The organism is Wenyingzhuangia aestuarii (assembly GCF_011927765.1).
In the GTDB taxonomy this organism is placed as follows: Bacteria; Bacteroidota; Bacteroidia; order Flavobacteriales; family Flavobacteriaceae; genus Wenyingzhuangia; species Wenyingzhuangia aestuarii.
The window spans coordinates 110,638-127,033 of sequence record NZ_JAATJG010000004.1 but is presented as its reverse complement, the minus strand read 5'-3'; the positions used below and the strand labels follow the sequence as shown (position 1 = coordinate 127,033).

Below are 16,396 nucleotides of genomic sequence, written 5' to 3'. Positions count from 1 at the left end.
TATTGTGAACTATTTGGGGGCAAAGTTACGTGTTTTTTTGCCTTATGTAGATGAAAGCAAATTATTTTCTTTTGGTAAAGTCTTTTATTTTTACTTCTCGTCTTATTTCACGGATGTAAAAAGCAGTGTACACACTTTCTTGTGTGTTTTTTAAGGTAATTGGAATGTTGTTTCTAGATAATTTTAAATCATCATCTAAAATACCTTCGTCCATTGTTAAAATGTAGTTTCCGTTAGAAATAAACAGTTCAAAATGTCCGTTTACATCTGTTAATGCTTGGCTAGTTCTATCTCTACCTTCGGCAGTTTTACCTGTGGCTACAATTTTTATGTTAGATAAATCGGTTCTTGTATTGTTTACGTTGGCTATTTCTTGTCTATCTAAAATTACATCTCCTACAATTTTAACTCCTCTAGAAAACGGTATGTACACCAGCTTTTCTTTAAACTCCATAGGAGTACTTGTGTTAATGTTTGGAAACCATCCGTTAATTTTTTCTAAAGGAATAATATCAACTTTGTAAAAACCTTTAAACTTTTGTTTTACACTTGCTTTTCCTAAATGATTGGTAATTACTTCATCGTTCCCAACTTTAATGACCACATTGTTAATAGGAACTTCGTCAAAATCTTTTTTACCATCACCGTTAATATCCATAAAGGCAACAAAATTTAAGTCTGTTTTTTTATCTTTTAGAAAAGGAATTGGAATGGCAAAATCTTTACGAACACTAAAATTTAAATTAAAGTTTAAATCGCGAATGTTCTGTGTTTCCTCTGCAAAATTATATGTTCCTGTACTTGCGTTATATGTGTTTAGCAACAAAGAACTAGAAGAGTAGCTAAGATTAGATTGTATACCATATCTAATTCCGTATTTTCCAAAATAATACAAATAGTTAAACAGACCTAAGCCTACTTTTTTACTAGTATTTAGGTAGTTAAAAACAACGTTGTTTTCTAAAATTAAATGTTTGTTTTTAAATTGATATTGATGGTTTAAGGAACTTCTAAATCTTTGTGGAGTTTTTAAACTAGAAGCAATTCCGTACAATGTGGTTTCTATAGAATTAGAACCATAAAAATAACGGTTGCTAAACGTATAGGTTTTGTATTTTAAATAAGAAGATAGTTCTAGATTAAAAAAGTCTTGAGCTCCCACACTAGTTGCCTTGTTGTAACCAGCTCTTAAATATAAAGAAGATAAAAAGTTTGTTTTAAAATTAGAACTTGAGTGTCTTACAATAAGTCCTCTTTCTACTCTGGGTAGGTTTTGTGTATCGTAAAAATGATAATAACCACCGTATTGTAAAGTGTTTCTTTGTTTGTGGGTAGAAAAAAGTAAGGTGTTGGTGTTTATTTTTTGAGAACTAAGAAGTGCATCTGTAATACTACTATAGTTTTCATAGGTTTGAAAAGAGTTGGTCGCCAATAAATCTACTCTGCTATTTAAAGAAAAGGTAGATCTGTGGTTAATTAATTCTCTAATGTAATTTCCATTTCCAAATCCTTTAGTATTGGTTCTAGCACTAATTACCGGTCTCCATAATTTGTTAAAAAAGTTAGAAGAAAAACTAAATCCGGCCGCATAGCCTTCGTTTAGTTTTTCTTTTTCTGTGCTGTTTGTTAATTGTGTGTAAGCTGCGTAAAATCCAATTCTGTGTTGATTAAATAGGGTAACACTTGGTTGAACATTGGCTACGTTTGTAATTCTATTTAATCCTAAGTTTACATTTCTACCGGCTCCAATTTTGGTTCCCAATAAACCTTTGTAGTTAAATTGATATTCACCTCCATAGGTTTCATTTTTACTTTCCTGATCAAAAAAACTATCGGGTCTAATATAAAATGCGCTTATTTTTTGACTATCGCTAATTTGATAACCTCCTTTAACCCCATAACCAGAAGATTGAATTCCTAATAAATTACCACTTACCAATCCTAACTCTAAGGATTGTTTATTGTCAAAATAACCAATGTACCAAGGAGCATTTTTAAAAACCTCATTATTTAAAACAGAGCTAGAATAATTTAATTGAGTAGAATATATTAATTGAGAACTTGGAGAAAGTTCTTTATAACCTCTAATGTTTAAAGATGCAAAAGAATAATCTCCCATAATGTTTTGCACACTAAAATCTATAGTTAAAGGTAATGTGGTGTAACCATATTTATCGGCTACTATTTCATGAGGCAGTTTAATATATGAAACTTTAGAGTTTCTAACAGTGCTTTTTCCACTAGTGTATTTGGGCTCGGTAGATTCTATAATAATATCGTGAACTACTTTTTCTTCTTTTTTATAAGGATCGTAGCTATTGGTAGACACACGTCTGTTGTTTCGTTCTTCTTTTTTTACAAATTCAAGATTTAATTTTTGATTGTATGTCTCTTTAGGCTTTAGGGTAATTGTAGTGTTACTAATTGGTTCTGCAAGCGTATCTGTAACTGTAATGTTTTTTTTAGGTACTTTATGTTGTATATAAATATCTTGATCATAATTACCTGTGTTCTGAATGTGATAATTTAATTCAGCTGTGTTTTCTCCGTTTTTTAAATATTCTGTATTCTTTTCTACATTTACAGTCCATCCTTTTTTGTGATGACTTACTACTGTAAAATAATTATCAGCAAGTTGTCTACCATCTAAATCTAACACAAAAACATTGATGTTGATTTCGTTAATAGATTGTAGTTTTTTACTTGGAATATAAACAATAGGAATAGAAATTGTATCTTGAATTAAAACTCTATGAATATCTTTTGGATTGACTAGGGGAGTCCATCCTTTAGGAGTTAATAACTCTAACCTAAATTTAATAGGTGCAAGTGAGGTTCTGTTATAAATTTGAAGAACGTTTGTTACAATTTCTCCATTTTTAACATTAATGATTTCTTTTTTTAATCTGGTACCTATATCTGATGTTTCATCAACATATTTAAAAGATTTATAGGCATGATTTTCCCTTGCTTGACTGTAACTAGTACAGTAAGATAATAGGATGAATAGAAGCAGGAGGGGAGTTTTTAGACTGCTTAAGTAAAAAGTAATAGGGTTAATTTTCAATTTAGATTTTTTCCTCTAGATGAAATTTGAAATTTAGTTGATACACACCAGGGTTGTAAGAAAATGTGGGTTTGATCCTAAAGTCAACTATAAAATTAAATTCATTATAATTTGTTTGATAACTACCTGGAAAATTTGCATTACTATCACAGCCTGCTGTTTCAGGAGTTTTAGGGATTAGTTCAGAAATAATCTCTATCACATCAGTTGTGTTTGTAAAAGAAATAAAGGTATTGTTGTTATCAGATGTTTCACAAGTGTTACGTACTCTAATTTCTAAAATATCCATTAAAGGATTAGAGGAGTTACCACTTCCGTATTGCGTTAATTCTTCCCATTCGTCTACAGGAGTTCCTGCAGCAGAATTGTTATCTACCTCAATATTTAAAAACCATTGGCATAAAGGGTCTACAATTGTTTTGTCTTCTACCACTACTTTAAGTCTGGCAACATTGTTAAATGTTAAACCTGCTTGGTACTTTGTAAAAGTATCAAAAGTAAAAGATTGGTTGGTAGGATCTTTGTCAACTAGTTCTACTCTACCACAATGTACTTGGGCAGTGCAAAACATTACATTTACAAACGTTATACAAAAAAAGAATAGTTTTAGCATAGGGCTTTTATACACATAACAATGTATAAAAGGATAGATGTTAAACATCTATCCTTTTGAAGGGGTAAATATAAAGATTAATGATCTTATTGGTCTTCTAATAATACATATTGTACATACATAGTATAGACTCCTGGCTCTGCAAAAGCAGCAGCATTAGCAGCAAGTCCACCAACAACATTTAATTCTTCAGATGAAGTTGCATCTGCATTGTATGCCATTGGGAATGTAGCAGGTAAACCTGGTAAAATTCTGTAATCAATATTGTAGTAATAGTCAGAAGCAGCACCTGTTTGTGTTAAGTAACTTCCACCAGCCATAAAGTCATCACCAGCAACACCAGTTGTTCCTGCGTGTCCAGCAATGTATTTGTGATCTAAACCAGGAGGTGTTCCTGTTCCAGCAGCATCAACATAAATACTGTTTTGTCCACTTGTACCAGAACCATCATTGTAGCTTGTAAAAGCACCGCTGTAGTCAGAATAAGTTCCTGTAGCTGCACCATCACCTGCATTTGCTCTAGATTGTTTTAACTCCAATAAACTTAAGGGTAATTCGTTTACTGCGTTAGGGTTTGTGTTTCCGTAGCTTACTTCCTGATCCCAGTAAGTAGCTCCAATGTTTCCTTGTGATCTAGCAATTGCATACAAATCCCAGTTTACAGTAGAACTTACTTTTAAAGTAGTAGCTGCATACTGAACAATACCTGCTTGGTATTCTACAACATCATCAAAGATGAACTCAATTTGATTAGGGGTTGTCATCTCTAATTGTAATACAGGCTGTAAGTCCATAGTTACAGTTACATCCTTTTCATCGATTAACTGTGCTTGAGACGTTAATCCTGCTAACATAGCGGTAGCTAAGACACTTTTTGTGATTTTTGAAAAATTTTTCATAAAAATTAATAATTAGGGTTATATAGGGTTAATTAATTTCAAATTCTAGTTTAGCTGCTTGGATTTCTGGGGCATCTTCGTAATCTAATACACCAATAGCTAAATATTTTCCTTTTTTAAATTTTGCCGGAATTTTGTACGTAAAGTTTCTAATAAGTTCAGGAACAATGGTAAACTTTTTAACAGGTAATCGCTCTTGTTCTCCTGTGGTAATATTTGTTAAATCTATGTAGGCAGAGCAGTAGGCAATACCATCTCCTTTATTTTCTGCTTGAATAATAATTTTATCTTGACTGTTCTCAAAGTTGATCAATTCAACATTGTTGTTATTTACTGTTGGTGGATTTTGATACACAAAGATTCCAAAAGCAAACGTGGGTACTACACCTAAACCAATAGATGAGCTTTGCTTTTTGGTAATGCTTAAATTTTTTCTAGCTTCTTGTTGTTCTATCATTAAAATATTCCAAGCAGCTTTGTTTGCATTAGGGTCGTTAAAAGGAATGGTAATGGTAATGGTAACTTCTTTTTTCTCAAAAGGTTTTAAATCTACAAAAGTTGGAGAAACAGATGTCCATTTAGATAATGAGTACTTTCCTAATCCAGGTTCTAAAAACTGACTTTTACCTAATTTATTCATATTAAAATCTTTCATTCCGATTTTAAAACTGTTTAAACGTGGAGTGTCGTTGTTAATAGTTACTTTATAGCTTTTTGTACTTCCAGGGTTTTGTTTTAAATGTAAGTGAGCGGGTGATACAGAAACTCCAGTTCCTTTCTTGTCTAATGAAAGTTGTGAATAACTATTTAAAGCAAAAAAAGATAAAATGATTAGGGGTAGTGATTTAAATATTCTCATTTTTGTTATTAAATATGTCTGTATAATTTTTGACGACAACCAAAACTAGCTATTTTTTTAATGCAAAACCTAATAAAAATGCGGGTTGGTTGCTTAAAAAGCTGTCATATGTTATGTTTGCATAATTAACTATCTCATTATTAAGTTGATAGTTTTGTTAAAAAAATGAAAAAATGATAAAAAATTAACAAAAAATGATAAATATTGTGTTTTTGGATGGTTTTCGTCAGTTTTGTTAAAGATTATTTAATAAATGTTGTTTTAGTTTGTTTTTAAAATAGCTAAAACACTGGTTGTAAGGCTGTTTTTAGTGTTAATAAATAGGCGTTATTGTGCTTGCATAGTAAAATTTGAATTGATTTTAAAAGTTATAATTTTTGTTAAATGTTTGATTTTGATATATCTACGAATTACTTAACAGGTATTGGACCTGCTAAGGCTTTGGTGCTTCAAAAGGAGTTTGGAATATTTTCGGCCAACCAATTGTTGAACTTTTTCCCTACTAGATACGTAGACAAGTCAAAAATTTTCACAATTCGGGAACTTCAACCGGGAAATACAGAGGTTCAGTTAAAAGGAATTATCACCGATTTAAAAGATGTAAAGCAAAAAAGAGGAACTCGTTTGGTGGCCACTTTTAAAGATGAGACGGGAACTATGGAGCTAGTTTGGTTTAGAGCTACCAAATGGTTAAAAGCAGGTATTAAAATTAATGAACCCTATGTTATTTATGGGAAAACTAATTTTTTTAACGGAAATTTTAGCATGCCTCATCCAGATTTGGAATTAGAGGTAAATTATAAAAAGAACATTGTTTCTGGCTTACAGGCCATGTATCCATCTACAGAAAAAATGAGTGCCAAAGGCTTTAATAATAAAGTAATGTCTAAAGCTATTCAACATTTATTAAAAGAAGCATATCCTTATATAGAGGAAACTTTGTCTAAAGACATTTTAGAAGAACATCATCTATTAAGCAAAAAAGAAGCGTTGTTACATATTCATTTTCCTAAAAATCAAGAGTATTTAAACAGAGCTCAAAAAAGATTAAAGTTTGAAGAATTCTTTTTTATTCAAATGCAGCTCATCAGAAACAAGTTGGTTAGAAAAGATAAAATTAAAGGGTTTGTTTTTGGTCAGGTTGGCGATTATTTTAACTCCTTTTATAAGTCGGGATTAAAGTTTGATTTAACCAATGCACAAAAAAGAGTGTTAAAAGAAATAAGGGCAGATATGTCTACAGGTGCACACATGAATAGATTGTTGCAGGGCGATGTTGGTGCAGGTAAAACTATTGTGGCTTTGTTAACAATGTTAATTGCTTTAGATAGTGGTTTTCAAACAGCTATGTTGGCACCCACAGAAATTTTAGCAACTCAGCATTATCAGGCAGTTACAGAATTGGTAGCTCCTTTTCATATTACTGTAAAATTACTAACCGGTTCTACACGAATTAAAGAAAGACGAATTATTCATGAATCTTTAGAAAACGGAACTTTACAAATCTTAATAGGAACCCATGCTATTTTAGAAGATAAAGTAAAGTTTAAAAATTTGGGATTGGCCGTTATTGATGAGCAACACAGATTTGGAGTAGCACAGCGTTCTAAAATGTGGATGAAAAATACTTTGCCTCCTCATATTTTAATTATGACAGCAACTCCTATTCCAAGAACTTTAGCCATGAGTGCATATGGAGATTTAGATGTGTCTGTTATTGATGAGCTACCTCCGGGAAGAAAAGCCATACAAACTGTACATAGATTTGATAGCGCTCGTTTGCGAGTTTTTAAATTTATGAGAGATGAAATTGCTAAAGGGAGACAGGTTTATGTAGTGTATCCGTTGATAGAAGAATCCGAAGCGATGGACTATAAGGATTTACAAGATGGATATGAAAGTATTCAAAGAGAATTTCCATTGCCAGATTATAGAATTAGTATTGTGCATGGAAAAATGAAACCTGCTGATAAGGAGTTTGAAATGCAACGTTTTGTAAAAGGAGAAACCCAAATAATGGTAGCTACTACGGTAATAGAAGTAGGAGTAAATGTTCCCAATGCATCGGTAATGATTATTGAGAGTGCAGAACGTTTTGGTTTGTCACAACTACATCAGTTAAGAGGTAGGGTTGGTCGTGGTGCCGATCAGAGTTATTGTATTTTAATGTCTGGTGTAAAATTATCTAGCGATTCTAAAACTAGATTAGAAACCATGGTAAGAACCAGTGATGGTTTTGAAATTGCTGAGGTAGATTTAAAATTACGTGGTCCAGGAAATTTAATGGGTACGCAACAAAGCGGAGTCTTAAATTTAAAAATTGCAGATTTAGTAAAAGATAGTAAGGAATTGCACTTGGCTAGAAATACAGCTGTAGAGGTGTTAACAGAAGATCCTAATTTAGCTTTGGATAAAAATGTAGCGATAAAAAGAACTTATCAGCAAATTCATAAAAGAACTAGTATTTGGGCTAATATTAGTTAAGTTGATGGTTTTTTTCTTAGATTTTGTTCTCGACTCCGCTCGAACATCTTAGGTATTCTTGTTTTTTATAAAGTATTTATGTATTAAAAGCTCATAGAGCGGAGTCGAGATGTTTTTAGGGAATGGTCTTTTTGGTATTTTGTAAGATTTTATTCACGACTGCGTTTGAATACCTTGGGTATTTTATTTTCTATAAAGTATTTATGTTTTAAAAGTTCATCGAGCGGAGTCGAGATGTTTTTAAGGAATAGTCTTTTTGGTATTTTGTAAGATTTTGTTCACGACTGCGTTCGAACGTCTTGGGTATTCTTGTTTTTTATAAAGTATTTATGTTTTAAAAGCTCATAGAGCGGAGTCGAGATGATTTTAGGGAATGGTCTTTTTGGTATTTTGTAAGATTTTATTCACGACTGCGTTCGAACGTCTTGGGTATTTTATTTTCTATAAAGTATGTATGTTTTAAAAGTTCATCGAGCGGAGTCGAGATGATTTTAGGGAATAGTCTTTTTGGGTTTTTGAAAGATTTTGTTCTCGACTGGTTTCGAACGTCTTGGGTGTTTTTAGTCCTGTTCCAGCGTTTTTTTAATAGCAATTAACGTGTTAGCGATAGAGGTTTTGTTTGAGCTCTTTTTCTACAAAACTTGTTTTTGTAGAAAAAAGCGAGTACCGAAAGCGCGACCCTGAATTCCTTTCAGGGGAACACCCTAAAACAAAAGATTTTACTAGAAAAAAGAAGGTTCTTAAGAACTATCAAAATTATTGCGCATAGTAAATTGCACAATGGCAATTGAAATCGTAAATTTGGCGACTTAAATAAGAATTTTAAACAAATGAAGATATCATACAATTGGTTAAAGCAATTTATTAAGATTGACTGGGAAGCAGAGAAGACTGGTGAATTGTTAACTGATCTTGGTTTAGAAGTTGAAGGAATAGAGAAAGTAGAATCTATTAAAGGAAGCTTGGTTGGTGTTGTTGTTGGAGAGGTTTTAACTTGTGAAAAACATCCGAATGCAGATAAGCTAAGTGTAACTACAGTAAATGTTGGAGGAGAAGCACCTATTCAGGTAGTTTGTGGAGCTCCTAATGTGGCAGCAGGTCAAAAAGTTCCTGTAGCAACGGTAGGTACCGTTTTGTATGATGATAAGGGAGAAGGGTTTAAAATTAAAAAAGGTAAAATTAGAGGAGAGGAAAGCTTTGGGATGATTTGTGCCGAAGACGAGTTAGGGCTAGGAAAAGGTCATGATGGAATTATGGTCTTAGATGCTGAATTAACTCCAGGAACTCCCGTTGCCGAAGTGTTTGATATTGAGGTAGATGAGGTTTTTGAAATAGGATTGACTCCTAACCGTGCAGATGCTATGAGTCATTTAGGTGTGGCTAGAGATTTGCGTGCAGGATTTATGCAACAAGGAATTCAGAAAGAATTAATTTCTCCATCGGTTAGCGATTTTCATGTGTATGAGAGAGCGTTAAAGTTTGATATTCACGTAAAAGATTTTGATTTGGCTCCTAAATATGCAGGGGTTGCTATTAAAGATGTAAAAATTGAAGATTCGCCAGAATGGTTACAAAATAGATTAAAGGCTATTGGGGTAAAACCATTAAATAATGTGGTAGATATTACCAATTATGTATTGCATGAGTTAGGACAACCATTACATGCTTTTGATGCGAATAAGATTACAGGAAACAAAGTAATTGTAACTACTTTAGAAGAAGGAACTAAGTTTACAACCTTAGATGGTGTAGAGCGTGAGTTAAGTGCCGAAGATTTAATGATTTGTGATGCCAACGAAACACCAATGTGTATTGCAGGAGTTTTAGGTGGCTTAGAATCTGGAGTTACAGAGCACACTACCTCTATTTTTTTAGAAGCAGCTTATTTTAATCCGGTATCGGTTCGTAAAACAGCCAAAAGACATGGTTTAAATACAGATGCATCTTTTAGGTTTGAAAGAGGAATAGATCCTAATATTACCAAATATGCTCTAATTAGAGCAGCGTTGTTAATTGAAGAAATTGCTGGAGGTAAAACCGTATCTGATGTGGATGTAGTATATCCAAATAAGATAGAAGATTTTGAAGTTTTTATGTCTTATGAAAACGTAGCTAGAGTGATTGGTCAAAAATTACCAAATGATACGATTAAGAATATTTTAGCTTCTTTAGAAATTAAAATTAATAGCGAAACCGAAGGTGGTTTAGGTTTGGTAGTACCTGCGTATAGAGTAGATGTGCAAAGAGAAGCGGATATTGTAGAAGAAATTTTACGTGTATACGGATATAATAATATTGAATTTTCTCATAAATTAAATACATCTATAGAGCCTTCTAAATTTGATGGAGTAAAAACAGAAAATGTAGTTGCAGAACAATTAAGAGTACAAGGTTTTAACGAAACTATGGCCAACTCTTTAACCAAAGCATCTTATGTAGCGTTGTCTGAGAATTTAAATCCAGAAAACAACGTTGAAATGTTAAATCCTTTAAGTAGTGATTTGGCAGTAATGAGACAATCTTTGTTGTTTAGCGGATTGGAATCTGTAGCTTATAACATTAACAGAAAAAACAACGATATTAAGTTTTATGAGTTTGGAAAAACATATCATAAATACAACGAAAAATATCAAGAAGATAAACATTTAACCTTATTTGTATCTGGAAATAGAGACAAAGAAGCTTGGAATGCTCCAAAAAAGAATTCAGATTTTTATTACACCAAAGCTGTGGTAATGGGAGTTTTACAAAGGTTGGGGCATACAAAAGTTAAAATCACACCAACAAAAAACGATGTGTTTTCTGAAGGGGTTACCATAAGTTTAGGTAAAATGAAATTGGTAGATGTAGGGATGGTAAGTCCTAAAATACTAAAGGAGTTTGGAATTAAACAAGAGGTGTTCTATGCAGATTTTAATTGGGATACCGTGTTAAAAGTGTCTCAAAACAATAAATTAAAAGTAACTCCTTTGCCAAAATATCCATCGGTAAAAAGAGATTTAGCTTTGTTGTTAAATAAAGAGGTCGCTTTTAAAGATTTATACAATACCGCATTTCAATCAGAAAAGAGCTTGTTAAAAGAAGTTGATTTGTTTGATGTGTACGAAGGAGATAAACTTCCTGAGGGTAAAAAATCTTATGCCTTAAGTTTTGTGTTAAGAGATGAAAACAAAACGTTGGAAGAAAAACAAATAGAAAAAATAATGAGTAAGCTTCAAAAATCGTTTGAAAAACAATTTGAAGCAACTTTAAGATAATTTAAAAAGCCTTTGATTTTGTTCAGAGGCTTTTTTTTGAGTACCAATTAAAGAATACGAATGAAATAAAGTTCGTAAATTTGCGACCAACCCTACAAACCCAAAGTATGAGTTTCTATAAGACTATTATACGACCAATTTTCTTTCAATTTGATCCAGAAAAAGTACATTATTTTACATTTGATATGATTAAAATAATGTCTAAAATTCCGGGAGTACCTACTTTAGTTAGAAGTCTATTTAAAGTAGAAGACCTTAGGTTGCACAAAGAACTTTTTGGAATTACGTTTGAAAATCCTGTAGGTTTAGCTGCGGGTTTTGATAAAAACGCTGTGTTGTTTAATGAATTGGCAGATTACGGATTTGGATTTATAGAAATTGGTACAGTAACTCCTAAAGGTCAAGAAGGAAATCCTAAGAAAAGATTATTTCGTTTAAAAGACGATCAAGGAATTATTAATAGAATGGGATTCAACAACAATGGAGTTGAAGCTGCTATTGAGAATTTAAAAAAGAACAAAGGAAAAGTAATTGTAGGAGGTAATATTGGAAAAAACACCAACATTTCTACAGAACAATATACACAAGATTATTGTGAGGTGTTTAAAGCATTACATCCTTATGTGGATTATTTTGTGTTAAACGTAAGTTGTCCTAATGTAAGTAGTCATGCTAAATTAGGAGATAAAGATTATTTGTTAGAGTTAATTGCAGCAGTTCAGAAATTGAACAATGCAGAAAACGAACAAAGACCTATTTTATTAAAAATTGCTCCGGATTTAAACAATCAGCAATTAGATGAAATTGTTGAGTTGGTTGCAGAAACTAAAATAGATGGAGTTATAGCATCTAACACTTCTGTAAATAGAAAAGGTTTAAAAGCTACAGAAGAACAGTTAACAGCTATTGGTAACGGAGGCTTAAGTGGTTTGCCTATTAAAGATAGAAGTACCGCTACAATTAAGTATTTGGCAGAAAAATCTAACAAAGCTTTTCCAATTATTGGAGTAGGAGGAATTCATTCGGCTCAAGATGCATTGGAAAAAATAGCAGCAGGTGCAGATTTAGTTCAGGTTTATACCGGATTTATTTACGAAGGACCTGCCTTAGTTAAAAATATAAATAAGGCTGTTTTAAAGTCTTTGTAAGCCGTTCTTTATGTATTCCTTTATTATTCCACTCTATAACAGACCCGATGAAATAGATGAGCTGCTATACAGTTTAACCAAACAAAATTACGCAAAGTCTTTTGAGGTTGTTGTAGTGGAAGATGGTTCTGAAAACAATGCTACTAAAATTGTAGATAGTTACAATGATAGATTAAATATACAATATTTTTTAACGGAGAATCAAGGAGCAGGAATGGCTCGTAATTATGGAATGTCTCAGGCAAAAGGAGATTATTTTATTGTATTAGATTCTGATGTGTTAGTGCCTGCAAACTATTTAAAATCTGTAGATAAAGCCTTAAAAGCAAATTATACAGATGCTTTTGGTGGTCCAGATGCTGCACATCCATCATTCACTCCTTTACAAAAAGCCATTAATTTTTCTATGACTTCTTTGCTAACCACAGGAGGGATTAGAGGAAAAAAGAAAGCAGTAGGAAAATTTCAACCCCGTAGTTTTAATTTAGGAATTTCAAAAAAAGCTTTTCAAACCACAAGAGGTTTTTCTGCTATGAAAATTGGAGAAGATATAGATTTGTCTTTCCGATTGTGGAACAACGGTTTCGAAACTCAATTGATATCAGAAGCTTACGTTTATCATAAACGTAGAAATACCATAGATTCTTTTTTTATACAAACCTATAAATTTGGGCAAGCCAGACCCGTGTTGAATCAAAAATATCCTGGAACAGCTAAGCTTACGTATTGGTTTCCTAGCTTGTTTATTATAGGTTTTTTATGGGCATCTGTGTTTTTTCTTTTCGGTTCTTGGGAGTTAATTACGTTGTATTACTTCTATTTTATACTCTTATTTATGACTTCTTTAGTTGTAAATAAAAACATAACAGTAGCCTTTTTATCTATTATTACCACCTTGGTACAAATGGCAGGTTACGGATTAGGATTCTTAAAATCTCAATTCTTAAAAAGTTAAACATTTTTGTCCAAATTTTTTCAATGTGTTTATTTAAACACAAAAAACAGAAATGCTTACTATATTGTGATGTGATAACAATAATAGTATTCATTATGAATTTTAAAAAGCTTTTTTCTGTAAGTGTATTTTTAGCCTTATTAATTTTTTCATCAACAGCCTATAGCAATGATGTTAAACCTCCTAAAAAAATAAAAGTATTAATTGTTGATGGTCAAAATAATCATGGAGTTTGGCCTAAGTCAACTATTATGATGAAGCAATATTTAGAAGAAACAAACTTGTTTGAAGTAACTATTGAAAGAACTAAATACTTGTGGAAAGGTGAAGGAGAAAAAGAGTTTTTAGCATTGGCAAATACAAAAGGAGATTCAGAATTCTTAAAACAACCAAAAGTAGATCCTGATTTTTGTCCTAATTTTAAAAAGTACGATGTTGTAGTTTCTAATTTTGGATGGAAAGCGGCTAATTGGCCAGAAAAAGCACAAAAAGCTTTTGATAAGTTTATAAAAAAAGGAGGAGGATTTGTATCGGTTCATGCAGCTAATAATTCTTTTCCCAAATGGCTGAATTATAATAAAATGATAGGCCTAGGTGGTTGGGGAGGTAGAAATGAGAAAGATGGACCTTATGTGTATTACAACAATCAAGGAGAATTGGTTAAAGACAATTCACCAGGTAATGCTGGAGCCCATGGAAAAAGACATGAATTTCCTGTTACGATAAGAAAAGCAAATCATCCCATTACTAAAGGAATGCCAAAAGTTTGGTTAACAACCGCTGATGAATGTTATGCTAAGTTAAGAGGGCCTGCAGAAAACATGACTATTTTAGCAACAGGAAAAGATCAAAATGTAAAAGCTCCTACCCATAGACATGAACCTATTTTTGTTGTGACTAATTATGGAAAAGGAAGAGTTTTTAATACTATTTTAGGACACGATACAGTGTCTTTTGAAAGTGTAGGGTTTATAGTTTCTTTTACACGTGGAGTAGAATGGGTAGCTACAGGTAAGGTAACGCAAGTTGTTCCAGAAGATTTTCCAACAAAAAATAACTCATCAAGAAGAAAATTTGAACTTAAATAGTTACAAATAAAAATCAGTTGATGGATACATCAACTGATTTTTGTTTCAAAGCCATCAATACTTTTGGTGTTTTTTTCTAACCAATATTCTTTAATTTTTTCATCACCTTGTTTTTGAGCCCAGTCTCTTAAAACGCTTCTATCTTCTTTATAATCCATAAAAGGAACTGCAAAACCACATGAGGTTTGTACGAGATCTACTTCCATTTCTATGACTTGTCTGGTTCCAGGAGTTTTAGGAAATAAATCAACAAGGTTTTTATATTCAATATCTCTAGGATGATAAATTTTGGCAGTACCATATAATCTTAAAATCAAAGGTTTTCCTTCAAAAGCACAGAACATAATCGTCATTCTGTTGTTTTTTAACAAGTGAGCTGCTGTTTCGTTACCGCTTCCTGTTAAATTCATCCAAGCAATTTTGTTGCTGTTAAGTACTCTAAAAGAATCCATTCCTTTAGGAGAAACATTTACGTTTCCTTCGGCAGCTGCAGTACCCACAAAAAATATTTTTTGCTGTGCTATAAACTCTTTTAGTTCGCTAGTAATTGATTCTAATTTTTTACCCATTGTGTTTTCTTTACAACGTTAATATTACGAATAATGATTAAATTATTGATGATGTAAAATTTGTTTTACAGCTTTTATAAATTGCTGTATGTTTGTTTTTCTTTTAGTTAGGAGAGTTTAGACCGAGCCTATTTCCTTCAGTATCTATAAACAAAGCAAAAAATCCACTTTCATCAGCGTGTGCTGTTTTAGGAACAATAATTTTTCCACCATTAACTTCAACTTTGTCAAGTATGGTTTGAAGGTTGTCTCCTCCATTTAAATAAATGGTTACACCATTAGCAGATGGTTTAAAATCCCCTCCTTTCATTATTACTCCTGTAACCGTTTGATTTTCGTAGGGAAATATTCCCATTTCCATTCCTGGCATTTCCATTTTTTGAATATTAATATTCAAAATTTCTTGATAAAAAGTGATGGCTCTTGAAAGATCAGTTGCTGGTATTTCAAAAAGGGAAATGTAACTATTCATATCATTAATGTTTTTTTCTATAGTCAAATTTTGTTTTTTTATTTCTAAATCTGGTTTGCGTTGCTTTTTACAAGCAACAAAACTAATTGCAAACAGAATAGAAACACTTAAAAATACTCTTTTCATTTATGTTAGGATAATATAGTTATACAAAGTGAATTTATTTAGAATTGGTGAATTGAAATTGTACAAGTGAAACAATAAATACTATTTATAAAAAAGGGTAGAAAGAGCTTTTTTGTTAGACTTTCTTTCTCATTAAACAGCATTTTAAAACAGTTTTACAAATGCAAAACCTTATTTAATTGTTTTAGACTACTGCCTGTTTTTTTTTCTAAAATCCCTTTCAATTTTTCTTTATTTTACTTCTTCCCAAACAGTCGTATCAAAGCTTAAATCTACATCATAAGTATTGTTACCATCTCTAATGTTTCCTATAATTTTTCCCGATATTTTATTTGTATTGCTATCATAAATAAAGTCGGTAATTCCAAGGTTATTAGAAGAGTATACATCAATCTCTAATATTCTGTTTCCAGATAAAGTTTTAGAGAAGTTGATTTCAAAATCACTTAAGCGAGCTATGGAGTTAGAGTAAGCAATATTTAAATAAACTTCAGAAGAATAGTTAGGGTTAAGTTTAGCGTTGTTATTTCTTACGTTAAAGTTGTAGTTAATTGTTCCTGAGCTTACAAAAGTAGTGATGTTGTTACGACCAGGATAAGATGCTGTAAGATTTATAGACTCATTAACCACAGTACCATCAGTAGTTGTTCCAGTAATAGTACCTTTTATGTAGCCATTGGTTGCTCTTACGTCATCATATTTTATATAATCGTCTTTTTGACAAGAAGTAAAGCTTAAGATAATTGTAATAATAGTTGTAAATAGTGCAAGTTTCTTTTTCATAAAATTTAAATAATAATTTTTACCCAAATCTAGGTATAACAAAAATTAGAGACAAATGATGATTCTTTAAAAGTAC

12 protein-coding genes are annotated in these 16,396 nt (G+C 31.9%); 5 read left to right on the top strand and 7 right to left on the bottom strand.

Annotation, left to right across the window (positions count from 1 at the left end; translation table 11 throughout):
* Positions 1–61: 61 nt before the first annotated feature.
* From GGR97_RS05300 to GGR97_RS05285, 4 genes are all read right to left on the bottom strand, one after another.
* Positions 62–3,067 (bottom strand): hypothetical protein, encoded by a 3,006-nt coding sequence (locus GGR97_RS05300; RefSeq protein WP_167897478.1) that lies wholly within the window; start codon positions 3,065–3,067, stop codon positions 62–64.
* 1 nt (position 3,068) lies between these two features.
* Positions 3,069–3,638, bottom strand: coding sequence for a hypothetical protein (locus GGR97_RS05295; protein ID WP_167897477.1), 570 nt, complete (start codon positions 3,636–3,638; stop codon positions 3,069–3,071).
* 128 nt (positions 3,639–3,766) lie between these two features.
* On the bottom strand, positions 3,767–4,579 hold the full coding sequence (locus tag GGR97_RS05290; RefSeq protein ID WP_167897476.1) for a hypothetical protein: 813 nt from the start codon (positions 4,577–4,579) through the stop codon (positions 3,767–3,769).
* Positions 4,580–4,607: 28 nt separating this feature from the next.
* Entirely contained in the window at positions 4,608–5,438 is an 831-nt protein-coding gene (locus tag GGR97_RS05285; RefSeq protein WP_167897475.1) for a COG1470 family protein, read from the bottom strand.
* A 384-nt stretch (positions 5,439–5,822) separates the two neighbouring features.
* On the opposite strand from GGR97_RS05285, the gene recG reads away from it, so the two are divergent.
* From recG to GGR97_RS05260, 5 genes are all read left to right on the top strand, one after another.
* The gene (gene recG, locus GGR97_RS05280; RefSeq protein WP_167897474.1) at positions 5,823–7,922 is read left to right on the top strand and encodes an ATP-dependent DNA helicase RecG; all 2,100 of its coding nucleotides are present in this window, start codon (positions 5,823–5,825) and stop codon (positions 7,920–7,922) included.
* Positions 7,923–8,752: 830 nt separating this feature from the next.
* Positions 8,753–11,179 carry a phenylalanine--tRNA ligase subunit beta gene (pheT, locus tag GGR97_RS05275; RefSeq protein ID WP_167897473.1) on the top strand — a complete coding sequence of 809 codons (2,427 nt, stop codon included), beginning with the start codon at positions 8,753–8,755 and terminating at the stop codon, positions 11,177–11,179.
* 107 nt (positions 11,180–11,286) lie between these two features.
* Positions 11,287–12,327, top strand: coding sequence for a quinone-dependent dihydroorotate dehydrogenase (locus GGR97_RS05270; RefSeq protein WP_167897472.1), 1,041 nt, complete (start codon positions 11,287–11,289; stop codon positions 12,325–12,327).
* A gap of 10 nt (positions 12,328–12,337) precedes the next feature.
* On the top strand, positions 12,338–13,282 hold the full coding sequence (locus tag GGR97_RS05265) for a glycosyltransferase (protein WP_167897471.1): 945 nt from the start codon (positions 12,338–12,340) through the stop codon (positions 13,280–13,282).
* Positions 13,283–13,377: 95 nt separating this feature from the next.
* Positions 13,378–14,370, top strand: coding sequence for a ThuA domain-containing protein (locus GGR97_RS05260; RefSeq protein ID WP_167897470.1), 993 nt, complete (start codon positions 13,378–13,380; stop codon positions 14,368–14,370).
* 29 nt (positions 14,371–14,399) lie between these two features.
* On the opposite strand, the gene GGR97_RS05255 is transcribed toward GGR97_RS05260, so the two are convergent.
* The 3 genes from GGR97_RS05255 to GGR97_RS05245 form a co-directional block, all read right to left on the bottom strand.
* Positions 14,400–14,939, bottom strand: a complete 540-nt coding sequence (locus GGR97_RS05255; RefSeq protein ID WP_167897469.1) for a pyridoxamine 5'-phosphate oxidase family protein — start codon at positions 14,937–14,939, stop codon at positions 14,400–14,402.
* Between the two features lie 103 nt (positions 14,940–15,042).
* On the bottom strand, positions 15,043–15,537 hold the full coding sequence (locus GGR97_RS05250) for a VOC family protein (RefSeq protein ID WP_167897468.1): 495 nt from the start codon (positions 15,535–15,537) through the stop codon (positions 15,043–15,045).
* Between the two features lie 231 nt (positions 15,538–15,768).
* Positions 15,769–16,320 (bottom strand): hypothetical protein, encoded by a 552-nt coding sequence (locus GGR97_RS05245; protein WP_167897467.1) that lies wholly within the window; start codon positions 16,318–16,320, stop codon positions 15,769–15,771.
* Positions 16,321–16,396 lie beyond the last annotated feature (76 nt).